Source organism: Tenacibaculum crassostreae (assembly GCF_964512405.1).
Classification (GTDB): domain Bacteria; phylum Bacteroidota; class Bacteroidia; order Flavobacteriales; family Flavobacteriaceae; genus Polaribacter; species Polaribacter crassostreae.
The window spans coordinates 126,758-138,803 of record NZ_CAZELE010000006.1; the positions used below are offsets into that span (position 1 = coordinate 126,758).

Sequence of the window (12,046 nt, forward strand, 5' to 3'; positions counted from 1 at the left end):
TTTACAATAATCCTTTTAAAATCTCAACCATTCTGAACACGTCTTCAAAACTATTGTACATTGGCACTGGTGCACAACGTATAACATCGGGTTCTCTCCAGTCGGTTATAATATTATTTTCAGTTAGGTTTTGATGTAAACTTTTATCTGCATTCTTTACTTGAATAGATAATTGACACCCTCTTTCTTTTGGGTTTGACGGTGTAATTATCTTAATCCTATCCGTATCAATCTGATTGATTAAAAATTCAAAATATCCAGTTAGTTTTTCTGATTTTTGACGCAGAGCATCCATCCCCACCTTATCAAACATATCTAACGATGCTTTAATCGCTGCCATTGATAAAATTGGCGGATTACTTAATTGCCACCCTTCTCCTCCTGCCATTACATCAAAAGGTTGACGCATATTAAATCGGGTTTCTTTATTATGATTCCACCAACCAGCAAAACGAGGCAACTCTTTATTGTATGCATGTTTTTCGTGCACGAACAATCCTGCTAAACTCCCTGGACCTGAATTTAAATATTTATAAGTACACCAAGCTGCAAAATCTACTCCGCTGTCGTGTAATTTTGGAGAAATATTTCCTGCTCCGTGAGCTAAATCGATTCCAACCATACAGTTTTTAGCATGCCCTATTTCTGCAATGCGTTTCAAATCTAAATATTGCCCTGTATAATAGTTTACACCACCTATTAGTAACAACGCAATTTCATCTCCTTGCTCTGAAACGATTTGCTCTAAATCTTCTATTCGTAATAATTCCTCTCCTGCTCTTGGTTTCCATTCTATTAAGCCTTTTTCTGGATCAAATCCGTGAAATTTTAATTGTGACTGTACCGCATATCTATCTGAAGGAAAAGCATCACTTTCAATAACAATTTTATATTTTGCTTTTGTTGGCTGATAAAAAGACACCATTAACAAATGAAGATTCGTAGTAAGTGTATTCATCACCACGACTTCTAATGGTTTTGCTCCGACAATTTTTGCCATTTTTTCTGTTAAAAACTCATGATATGGCATCCATGGATTTTTAGCTTCAAAATGTCCTTCAACTCCAAACTTAGCCCAATCATCTAATTCTTGTTGAATGTATTGTTGTGTTTGCTTTGGTTGTAACCCTAACGAGTTTCCTGTAAAATACAACCAATCATTCCCTTGTTTATCTTTCGGAATATGAAACTGTTCTCGTAAATACGATAATTTATCTTCTTTATCTAATTGTTGTGCGTATGCTAATGTTGCTTTATACATGCTGTTTTGTTTCAAAAAAACCTTTCTAAAAAGAACACTAAAGATACTTTATTTCTAAACAAAATAAAACAGCAAAGTGTTTCACTTTATGAAACGGTGTTTTATAAATCTACACAATTTTATTATCTTAGTCAATATTTTTTTGACATTTATGAATGATTCTGATAAAAAAGTAAACCAATCTGTCGTAAAAGCATTTAAATTACTTGATGCTTTTACCAATGATAAAACCTCATGGGGTGTACGCGAATTAGCTTTAAAAACAGGTTACAATAAAAGTACTACCTATCGTTTACTAAACACGCTTGCATCACTAAACATTGTTCATCAAAACACAGATGAAAAATACAGCTTAGGAAGTAAGTTATTTGAATTAGGAAACAGAGTTGCTATTTATAAAGCCATCTCAAAATCGACCAACATTCCTATAAAAAATGTTGCTTTAGAAATTCAGGAAACCGTTTTATTGAGTATTTTAAAAGAAGATCAAGTGTTTCATATTAATAAAGCGGATAGTTTACATGGTTTAAAAATAAATACTTCAATAGGTTCTTATCAACCTATACATGCAACTGCTTCTGGTAAATTATTACTTGCTTTTTCTGAAAAGAATACTCAAGAAAAAATTTTAAACAGAATTCCTTTACATAAGGTTACCAAACACACCATTGACTCCATTAAAAAATTAAAAGAAGATTTAGAGCTGATTACAGTACAAGAATATGCATTAGACATAGAAGAATTAGAATTAGGCTTGGTTAGTATTGCTATTCCTATTAGAAATAAAGAGAAAAAAGTAATTGCAAGCATCAGTGCTTCCGGTCCGTTAAGTAGGTTTAGAACCGAAAACATACCAAACTACATTAAAACATTAAAAAAAGGAGTAGTTGAAATTGAAAAAGAGTTTACAGGTTTTGAGAGTTTATAAAAATATAACCCTGCAAAAGCAGGGTTTATTTTTGTTAGTACAATACTCTAAATTTTATGGTTCCATCTACACTTTTTAGCTTAGTAACCACTTCTTGATCATATTCTTTATCAACATCCGTAATTACATAACCAACTTTTTCATCGGTAGATAAATATTGTCCTGTAATATTCAATTCATATTTAGCTAACACCTTATTGATTTTTGCCATCACTCCAGGTACATTCTCATGAATATGTAAAAAACGATGTGCGTTTTTATGCTTTGGCAATCTTATATTAGGAAAATTAACAGCATCAACTGTATTTCCGGAGTTTATATATGCCATAATTTTATTCGGAACAAAATCAGCAATATCTCTTTGAGCTTCTTCTGTACTTCCACCCACATGTGGTGTTAAAATCACATTATCTAATCCTTTTAATTCTGTATAGAAATCTCCGTTTTTTCTAGGTTCTTCTGGATACACATCTACAGCCGCTCCCGCTAATTTTTTAGTTTTTAAAGCTTCAACCAAAGCTTCAATATCAACCACAAAACCACGAGCCAAATTGATTAAATGCGCACCATCTTTCATTTCAGCAATTTCTTCTTTGCCTATATAATTTTTATTCGTGGCATTATCATCTATATGTAAGGTAACCACATCAGAAATATTTAATAACTCTTTTAAGCTATTTACTTTTGTAGCATTTCCTAAGGCTAGTTTATCTTCAACATCGTAGTAATACACATCCATACCCAAAGCTTCCGCCAATACAGACAATTGTTTACCAATATTACCATACCCAACAATTCCTAATTTCTTACCACGAACTTCTCTTGAACCATCCGCTGTTTTATTCCAAAAACCATTGTGCAACTCGGTACTACGTTGAAAAACACTACGCATTAACATAATTATCTCCCCTATAGCCAATTCAACCACAGAACGCGTATTACTATACGGTGCGTTGAAAACTACAATTCCGTTTTCTTTACATGCTTCTAAATCGATTTGCTTGGTACCAATGCAAAAAGCAGAAACTACCATTAACTTTTCGGAAGCTTCAATAACTTTTCGAGTTACTTGAGTTTTAGAACGAATTCCTAACACATGTACATCTTTTAATTTTTCAATCAATTCATCTTCTGATAAACTTCTTGAAACAGTTTCTACAGAAAATCCATCACCCGACAATTTTGTAAACGCATCGGTGTGTACATTTTCTAAAAGTAAAATCTTAATTCTGTTTTTTGGATATGATAAGTTTCTAGGCAATTTGTTAACGTATAAAAATTCATCTAAATTTGGTGTAATATGGTCAGCATTAGCGATTGTTTTTTCTCTTGATACATTTTCTGTATACGCAAAAAAAGTATCGGCAACTCCAGCTTCTTTGGTAACAGCGTCACTATAACCATCGCCAATTACTTGTACTTCACCTTCTAAATTTAAGGATTTTAAACAATCTATTTTCCCATTGTGTTTAGATAATGGATTATCACTATCAAAACCTACAATAACTCCCTCTTTATCAAACTCAAATGTATTTGCAAAAACTCTTTCCGAAGGAATGTTATATTTTGTAACTATTGGATCAATAAACTCTTTAAAACCCGCAGAAATCACATAAATATTATCAGAGAATTTTTCGAAAAATTCTTTATTTCTTTCAATAGAAGGTGATACTTTTTGTTTTAATTCTTCAATTAGTAATGGTAAATCTGAAGCAGTGGCATTTAACAGCTGAATACGTTTTTCTAACGATTCAGTAAAAGAAATATCACCATCAATTCCTTGATTGGTTATTTTTATTATTTGTTGAATAATCTCCTCCTTTTTAGGATTATTGGCTAGCGTGATTTCAGCTAAAACATCTAATGCTTCTACACGTGTTAGTGTGCTGTCGAAATCGAAAACGAAATTTCGCTTTACTAAATTCATGATGAAATATAATCTATTTTGTTGTTGTGTTGTTAAGCGAACGAATGTACAAAGGTTTTTATAAAATTACACATAACTAAGCTCTTAAGTTTCAGTTTTAAGAGGTATTGATGTTTCAACTGTAATTCTGTTACTTTTCCTCTAGAAAATACTGAAATAACTTTATTTTACTAACAACAAAAGCATCCAAAAAACAGGAACCGCTTCTACCAAAAAAGAACTATAATATTTAGTTTGATTCGTTTTTGCTCTCATCAACAAAAAAAGAATTACAAAAAACACTCCTAAAAATACTCTTTTAAATTCTGCATTCGGGCTCATTAAAAACTCTAACACCAAACATAAAAGCAATAAAACATATCCAAATTTCTTAGTACTTTCTACACCTATCTTCTTAGGAATAGTCTGCAAAGAAATAGCGTCATACTGCACATCTCTAATATCAAAAGGAAGAATCAAAATCACCACTAACAAAAACCGTTGAACTGACATTAAAAGCACCTTTGTTGTTAACGAAATTTCTGCTGCATAAACTGGTAATAAAACAGTAGTTCCCATCCAAACAGCAGCTACTACTACCACTTTTAAATAACCAATACTTCTCAAATTCTTTTGAAACCCACTAAAAAAAGGAACTGCATATAAAAAAGTTAACAACCCAAAAGGCACAAAAAACAATACGATTCGTAACGGAAGCAACCAAGCGAAATAGCACATCAACAAAAAACAGAGTAACGAAAAAATCTGAATTATTTTTAAGTGAGTTGTTAAACTACGGTGATGCAATTTTGCAACCCCAGCATACTTCACAAAATTATACCCAGTAACAGTAGCAAAAAACACGAACCAATTTAACGATTCATTAGGTGCAATTCTAAGATAAAACTCCGTTATTCGAACAAATGAAAACACTGCTAAAGCAACATGAATACTAGAGTTTATATAAAAATCGAGTAGTGTTTTTAAAAACTTCATCTAACAAAAATAACTTTTATGTTTATAACCCTTCAATTTGGTTAATAAAATATTGCTATTAACCAAAAAATATATAACAACAAGTCGTGCAATTTCATTATTTTTGAGCCACTTAAAAACAAACAACACAAATGAACACGAATTCGTTTCAATTACGTCATATAGGTCCACGTGCTAAAGACCAAAAACATATGCTTGAAACTATTGGAGTTGAAAGCTTAGACCAATTAATTTACGAAACTATTCCTGATGATATTCGCCTTCAAAAAGGGTTAGATTTAGCTCCTGCTATGAGCGAATACGAATACTTAAACCATATTACCCAATTAGGCGCTAAAAACAAAGTTTTTAAAAGCTACATTGGTTTAGGATACCACGAAGCTATTTTACCTAGTGTTATTCAACGTAATATTTTAGAAAACCCAGGATGGTATACTGCGTACACTCCTTATCAAGCAGAAATCGCTCAAGGACGTTTAGAAGCTCTGTTAAACTACCAAACGATGGTTTGCGATTTAACAGGAATGGAGTTGGCAAATGCGTCTTTGTTAGATGAAGGTACTGCTGCTGCTGAAGCTATGGCTTTATTGTTCGATGTTCGTGATCGTGCACAAAAGAAAGCTGAGGTAAACAAATTCTTTATTTCTGAAGAAATTTTGCCACAAACATTATCAGTATTACAAACACGTGCAATCCCTATCGGAATTGAATTAGTTATTGGAAACCATGAAGAATTTGATTTTTCAAATGAATTCTTTGGTGCTATTGTTCAATACCCAGGTAAACACGGACAAGTTTATGATTATACTGATTTTGTTTCAAACTGTAACAGCAATGGTATAAAAGTAGCCGTTGCTGCTGATATATTATCGTTAGTAAATTTAAAAGCTCCTGCTGAATTTGGAGCCGATGTTGTTGTAGGTACAACACAACGTTTCGGTATTCCATTAGGGTACGGAGGTCCTCACGCAGGATATTTTGCAACGAAAGAAGAATACAAACGAAGCATCCCAGGTCGTATTATCGGAGTTACCAAAGATGTAGATGGCGGACGTGCTTTACGTATGGCATTACAAACTCGTGAGCAACACATAAAACGTGAAAAAGCTACTTCAAACATTTGTACTGCACAAGTATTATTAGCTGTTATGGCGGGTATGTATGCTGTATACCACGGAAAAGACGGAATTCAATACATAGCTAACCGAGTTCATACAAGTGCAGCCACTTTAGCAAACGCTTTAAACAGTTTAGGATTCAAACAAAAAAACACATCTTTCTTCGATACTGTTTTAATTGAAGTTGAAGCTGATAAACTTCGCCCTATAGCGGAAGCTAACGGAATTAACTTTAATTATATTGATGAAAATCATGTTTCAATTTCTGTCAACGAAACTGTTGGTCTAAAAGAAATCAATGCTATTGTTGATTGTTTTGAACAAGCTTTCAATATTCAAGATATTACAATTACTGAGTTTGCATCTGCTGATGTAATTCCTCAAAACATAAAAAGAAACACTTCTTTCTTAGATAATGAAGTGTTTAACACGTATCAATCAGAAACTGAGATGATGCGTTATATCAAAAAATTAGAACGTAAAGATTTAGCCTTAAATCACTCAATGATTTCTTTAGGTTCTTGTACTATGAAGTTAAATGCAGCTTCAGAAATGTTACCATTGAGCAACCCGCAATGGGGAAATATTCACCCATTTGTACCAATGGATCAAGCTCAAGGGTACCAAGAAGTTTTAACGAACTTAGAAAAACAGTTAAACGTAGTTACTGGTTTTGCAGGTACTTCTTTACAACCAAACTCTGGTGCACAAGGTGAATTTGCAGGTTTAATGGTAATTAGAGCATACCATGAAGCTAACGGAGATACACACAGAAACATTTGTTTAATTCCTGCATCTGCACACGGTACTAACCCAGCATCTGCAGTCATGGCAGGTATGAAAGTAGTCGTTACCAAAACGGATGAAAGAGGTAATATTGATGTTGAAGATTTACGTGCAAAAGCTGAAAAAAACAAAGATAATTTAGCTGCTGTAATGATTACCTATCCATCTACTCACGGAGTATATGAGAAAGCCATCAAAGAGATTACGCAAATCATCCACGATAATGGCGGACAAGTGTATATGGATGGTGCTAACATGAACGCTCAAGTAGGATTAACAAATCCTGCAACGATTGGTGCAGATGTTTGTCACTTAAACTTACATAAAACTTTTGCTATTCCTCATGGTGGTGGTGGACCAGGTGTAGGACCAATTTGTGTAGCCCCACAATTAGTTCCGTTTTTACCAACGAATCCAGTAGTGGCTACCGGTGGAGATAATGCAATTACAGCTATTTCTGCAGCTCCTTGGGGTTCTGCTTTAGCATGTTTAATTTCTTACGGATACATTACGATGTTAGGTGCCGACGGGTTAACAAACTCTACCAAAAATGCTATTTTAAACGCCAACTATATGAAAGAGCGTTTAAGCGGACATTTTCAAACATTGTATACTGGTGAGATGAATCGTGCTGCTCACGAAATGATTCTAGATTGTCGCGATTTCAAGAAAAATGGAATTGAAGTTGTTGATATTGCAAAACGTTTAATGGACTACGGATTCCATGCACCTACGGTTTCTTTCCCAGTAGCAGGAACTATTATGGTAGAACCAACAGAATCTGAAAGCGTAGCAGAATTAGATCGTTTTTGTGATGCGTTAATTTCTATCAGAAAAGAGATTGATAACGCTTCAAAAGATGACAATAACAACGTTTTAAAGAATGCTCCTCATACACAAGAAATGTTAACTGCTGATGAGTGGAACTTACCTTACACTCGTAAGCAGGCAGCTTTTCCTTTAGAATATATTGCAGACAATAAGTTTTGGCCATCTGTACGTCGTGTAGACGATGCATTTGGTGATAGAAACCTAATTTGTTCTTGTAATCCTATTGAAGATTATATGGAAGCGGAAGCTTAAAAATTTATTATAGAAAAGAAAATCCCTCAACTAATTGAGGGATTTTTTTTGTTTATGCAACAGCAATGATTCCACTTAACGGAACTACTGTATCATTTTTTAAAATAATTGACTTCTCAGAAATCGTCCATACAGAAGTTTCTATCTTTTGTAACACTCCAAAATCGGTAAAGAAAATTTTTAATCGGGTACGATTTAAGTTTTCTTGAAAGAATGCTCTTTTCAAATTTAAAGCATCGTTTACCTGATCAATTCCGTGCTCTAACACGTCTATTTGTGGGAACCTCAAGAGCCTCTCTTGAGCTTCTTTTTCTGTTTTTGTTTTTTTAAAGAACATATCTGTTGGGGAATTAGGGGTTAACTCAATTATTTGAATCTTAATTTTCTATAATTCAATAATTTGAAAACAAAAATAAACCAGTTATTAACAATTGTTAATAACATATGTTAATAAATTAAACCGAGTCATTACAATATAACAAAAATACAATAAACAAGTTAATCGCTAAAAAGTCTATTGTTATCAACAAAATGAACTAAAACACGGTAAATGCATCAAATTTTACTACTTTCAACAAGAATTTATTTTGATGACATTTCTAACTACAATCATACTGCTAGGTATTTTCTTCGTGCTAACTAAGAGTAAACCTACTCCTGAATGGAAACAACCTACTGCATCTTTTCCTAAAAACTGGAAACTTATTTTAGCGGAAAAAGTCGCCTTTTACAATGCTTTAACTCCAAAAGAAAAAGAACTATTTGAATACAAAGTCTTTGAATTTTTATTAAACCATGAAGTGATAGGAGTTGATGTTTCAATTACAATTACCGACAAGCTTTTAATAGCATCTAGCGCAGTAATTCCGATTTTTAACTTTCCTGAATGGCGCTACCCTAACATCAAAGAAATTATTTTATATCCAGATATGTTCAACGAACATTTTGAAACCGAAGGGAACAATCGAAGAATTTTAGGGATGGTAGGAAACGGATACATGGAAGGAAAAATGGTTTTATCAAAACCCGCCTTACACTTAGGTTTTGAAAACGAAACAGACAAGAAAAACACTGCAATCCACGAGTTTGTACATCTAATTGACAAACTAGATGGAAATATTGACGGTATTCCACATTTACTATTAGAAAAACAATACAGTATTCCTTGGATTGATTTAATCAACAAAAAAATTGAAGAAATTTACAACAACACTTCAGATATCAATCCGTATGGAGGCACTAACAGAGCTGAGTTCTTCTCTGTTGCTAGTGAATATTTTTTTGAACGCCCTAAATTATTAGCTAGAAAGCATCCTGAACTTTATCATTTGTTAGAGCAAATATTCAAACAAGATATGGATGAAATGAACCTGCATTTAAAACGTATTGACATTTCCAGAAACGATCCTTGTCCTTGTGATAGTGGCATGAAGTATAAAAAATGTTGTGGAATGAATTAAACCGTCTCTAAGTAGCTAGCTTCTCATGATCTCTTTTAATAGATTGCTTCACTACGTTCGCAATGACAAACAACACCGTCATAGCGAGGAGCAACAACCACGTGGCTATCTTTTCTTTAATTAGCAGACTTACTTCTTTATAGCTCGCAATGACAGTTACTACAAATCTATTTCTTTTAACGCTTTGATGTTGTTACGCTCTAAAAAGGCATCAATCGTTTCAAAATGTTCGATAACACGCTGGTCTTTAAACTCGAATACTTTTTGAGACAAACCTTGTAAGAAATCACGGTCGTGCGATACTAAAATCAACGTTCCATCAAAGTGTAGCAAAGCTTCTTTTATAACTTCTTTCGATTTTAAATCTAAGTGGTTTGTAGGCTCATCTAAAATCAACACATTTACTGGTTCTAATAACAATTTTACCATTGCCAAACGGGTTTTCTCTCCTCCAGAAAGTACTTTTACTTTCTTTTCTAAGTCATCCCCCGAAAACATAAAACGTCCTAAAATGTTTTTAATCTGCGTTCTGATATCTCCTTCAGCTACTTCATCAACAGTTTGAAAAATTGTCAACTCAGGATCTAATAACGATGCTTGGTTTTGTGCAAAGTAGCCTACTTTGGCATTATGTCCTAAACCACACTCCCCTTCAAAATCAATTTCTCCCATAATTGCTTTAATCATGGTTGATTTTCCTTCTCCGTTTCTTCCTACGAACGATACTTTTTCGCCACGAGCTATAGAGAAACTCGCATCTTTAAATACCGTTAAATCATCATATTTTTTGGTCAGTCCTTCCACTTTTACAGGGTAATCTCCCGAACGTGGTGATGGTGGAAAACGTAATTTTAAGGCTGATGTATCTACTTCATCTATCTCTACAGGAACCAATTTTTCTAACATACGCTCTCGAGAAGCTACTTGATTCGTTTTTGAATAGGTTCCTTTAAAACGCTCGATAAATGCTTTGGTATCGGCAATAAATTTTTGTTGTTCTTGGTAAGCTTTTATTTGATGTGCGCGACGCTCTTTACGCAACTCTAAATAATGAGAATAATTCGCTTTGTAATCATGAATGGTTCCCATCGTGACTTCGATAGTTCGGTTGGTAATATTGTCGATAAACGCTTTATCGTGCGAAATTACCACGACCGCTTTGGCTTTGTTTAACAAGAAATTCTCTAACCAAATTACCGATTCGATATCTACGTGGTTGGTAGGCTCATCTAGCAGAATTAAATCGGGTTTTTGCAGTAAAATTTTCGCCAACTCAATACGCATACGCCAACCTCCACTAAACTCTGAGGTAGCCCTTTCAAAATCTTCTTGCTTAAACCCTAATCCTTTTAAGGCTTTTTCTACCTCCGCTTCGTAGTTTACTTCTTCTAAAGCATAGAATTTCTCTCCTAAATCTGAAACACGCTCAATGATTTTCATGTACGCATCCGATTCGTAATCGGTACGGGTTTCTAATTGTTTGTTAAGATCATCCATTTCAGCTTTCATAGCAAAAACCGATTCAAAAGCTTTGGATGCCTCTTCTTTTACCGTGCAATTGTCTTCCATTAACAAGTGCTGCGGTAAATAAGCGATTACGGTATCTTTCGGACTACGAACACCTCCTTTGGTAGCATTGGCAACTCCTGCAATAATTTTCATCATGGTGGATTTTCCCGCACCGTTTTTACCCATTAAGGCAATTTTATCGTTCTCATTAATTACAAACGACACGTCGCTAAACAAGGTGTTACCACTAAACTCAACCGTTAATTGATCTACCGTAATCATACAAATAATTTTATGCGGCGAAATTAACAAAAACGGTTCATAAGTTGACAAAAACTTTCACTTACACAGTATTTTGATTTTGTTATATTTGAAAGAAGAAAAATTGCTAAAACTTCATGATATCCCAAGCTATTTTTGGGACAAAAGAAATAAAGTTCGATATATAACAAGTTACCAACAATTAAAACCAAAATATTGAAAACAGGAAAAATAAGATTGACCGACAAAACCAAAATCGCAAAAATTCTGAATAGAAATAATTATATTTTAATAATTGTTGTATTAATTTTCTTGATAGTTGATTATGATTTATTTAATTCTCAACCAAAGTTTTTGATTACTGAAGGCTTCTTTTGGAAAGGAATTGCAATTGTATTTCAATTAACTTTCATTGGAACACTAATACAATGGGAATATAAAAAACAAAAGATTATTGATATTCTCTCAAACGGAACAATTGTTCGTGGAAAACTTGAAATGAGCGAAAGAATAAAACCTAATGATACATCTTCGTTTTATATTCATTTATTTGAATATGAAGTTGACAACAAAAAATATGAAGTAACACTAAAAAATAAAAAAAGTAGTGTGAAATCGGACTTCATAATATATCAATCAAATAATCCAAAAATCGGAATTGTTTATGAGGATTTGAAAAATGAATTAAAAAAGATGGTAGAGGAAAAAGTAATAACTGTTGGTAACAATGTTTAACCG

Annotated in this window: 9 protein-coding genes; 4 read left to right on the forward strand and 5 right to left on the reverse strand. The window is 33.4% G+C overall.

Annotated elements, in window-relative coordinates; all coding sequences use genetic code 11:
- Position 1: 1 nt before the first annotated feature.
- On the reverse strand, positions 2–1,261 hold the full coding sequence (kynU, locus tag ACKTST_RS08620; protein ID WP_408047358.1) for a kynureninase: 1,260 nt from the start codon (positions 1,259–1,261) through the stop codon (positions 2–4).
- A gap of 151 nt (positions 1,262–1,412) precedes the next feature.
- On the opposite strand from kynU, the gene ACKTST_RS08625 reads away from it, so the two are divergent.
- Positions 1,413–2,189 carry an IclR family transcriptional regulator gene (locus ACKTST_RS08625; RefSeq protein WP_408047359.1) on the forward strand — a complete coding sequence of 259 codons (777 nt, stop codon included), beginning with the start codon at positions 1,413–1,415 and terminating at the stop codon, positions 2,187–2,189.
- 34 nt (positions 2,190–2,223) lie between these two features.
- On the opposite strand, the gene serA is transcribed toward ACKTST_RS08625, so the two are convergent.
- Both serA and ACKTST_RS08635 read right to left on the reverse strand, forming a co-directional pair.
- Entirely contained in the window at positions 2,224–4,116 is a 1,893-nt protein-coding gene (serA, locus tag ACKTST_RS08630; RefSeq protein WP_408047360.1) for a phosphoglycerate dehydrogenase, read from the reverse strand.
- Between the two features lie 162 nt (positions 4,117–4,278).
- Entirely contained in the window at positions 4,279–5,091 is an 813-nt protein-coding gene (locus ACKTST_RS08635; protein WP_408047361.1) for a UbiA prenyltransferase family protein, read from the reverse strand.
- Positions 5,092–5,222: 131 nt separating this feature from the next.
- Between ACKTST_RS08635 and gcvP the strand changes: the two genes are divergently transcribed.
- On the forward strand, positions 5,223–8,078 hold the full coding sequence (gene gcvP, locus ACKTST_RS08640; RefSeq protein WP_408047362.1) for an aminomethyl-transferring glycine dehydrogenase: 2,856 nt from the start codon (positions 5,223–5,225) through the stop codon (positions 8,076–8,078).
- Between the two features lie 52 nt (positions 8,079–8,130).
- On the opposite strand, the gene ACKTST_RS08645 is transcribed toward gcvP, so the two are convergent.
- Complete coding sequence (locus ACKTST_RS08645) at positions 8,131–8,415, reverse strand: hypothetical protein (RefSeq protein WP_408047363.1); 285 nt, start codon at positions 8,413–8,415, stop codon at positions 8,131–8,133.
- A gap of 253 nt (positions 8,416–8,668) precedes the next feature.
- Between ACKTST_RS08645 and ACKTST_RS08650 the strand changes: the two genes are divergently transcribed.
- Entirely contained in the window at positions 8,669–9,538 is an 870-nt protein-coding gene (locus tag ACKTST_RS08650; RefSeq protein ID WP_408047364.1) for a zinc-dependent peptidase, read from the forward strand.
- A gap of 159 nt (positions 9,539–9,697) precedes the next feature.
- Here ACKTST_RS08650 and ACKTST_RS08655 read toward each other — a convergent pair whose 3' ends face one another.
- On the reverse strand, positions 9,698–11,329 hold the full coding sequence (locus ACKTST_RS08655) for an ABC-F family ATP-binding cassette domain-containing protein (RefSeq protein WP_408047365.1): 1,632 nt from the start codon (positions 11,327–11,329) through the stop codon (positions 9,698–9,700).
- A gap of 195 nt (positions 11,330–11,524) precedes the next feature.
- Here ACKTST_RS08655 and ACKTST_RS08660 point away from each other — a divergent pair, with 195 nt between their 5' ends.
- On the forward strand, positions 11,525–12,043 hold the full coding sequence (locus ACKTST_RS08660) for a hypothetical protein (protein WP_408047366.1): 519 nt from the start codon (positions 11,525–11,527) through the stop codon (positions 12,041–12,043).
- The last annotated feature ends 3 nt before the right edge of the window (positions 12,044–12,046 follow it).

Excerpts from the sequence above, each read along its gene's own strand:
- kynU (WP_408047358.1), bottom strand. The coding sequence starts at position 1,261 with ATGTATAAAGCAACATTAGCATACGCACAACAATTAGATAAAGAAGAT.
- serA (WP_408047360.1), bottom strand. The coding sequence starts at position 4,116 with ATGAATTTAGTAAAGCGAAATTTCGTTTTCGATTTCGACAGCACACTA.
- ACKTST_RS08625 (WP_408047359.1), top strand. The coding sequence starts at position 1,413 with ATGAATGATTCTGATAAAAAAGTAAACCAATCTGTCGTAAAAGCATTT.
- ACKTST_RS08655 (WP_408047365.1), bottom strand. The coding sequence starts at position 11,329 with ATGATTACGGTAGATCAATTAACGGTTGAGTTTAGTGGTAACACCTTG.
- gcvP (WP_408047362.1), top strand. The coding sequence starts at position 5,223 with ATGAACACGAATTCGTTTCAATTACGTCATATAGGTCCACGTGCTAAA.
- ACKTST_RS08635 (WP_408047361.1), bottom strand. The coding sequence starts at position 5,091 with ATGAAGTTTTTAAAAACACTACTCGATTTTTATATAAACTCTAGTATT.
- ACKTST_RS08645 (WP_408047363.1), bottom strand. The coding sequence starts at position 8,415 with ATGTTCTTTAAAAAAACAAAAACAGAAAAAGAAGCTCAAGAGAGGCTC.
- ACKTST_RS08650 (WP_408047364.1), top strand. The coding sequence starts at position 8,669 with ATGACATTTCTAACTACAATCATACTGCTAGGTATTTTCTTCGTGCTA.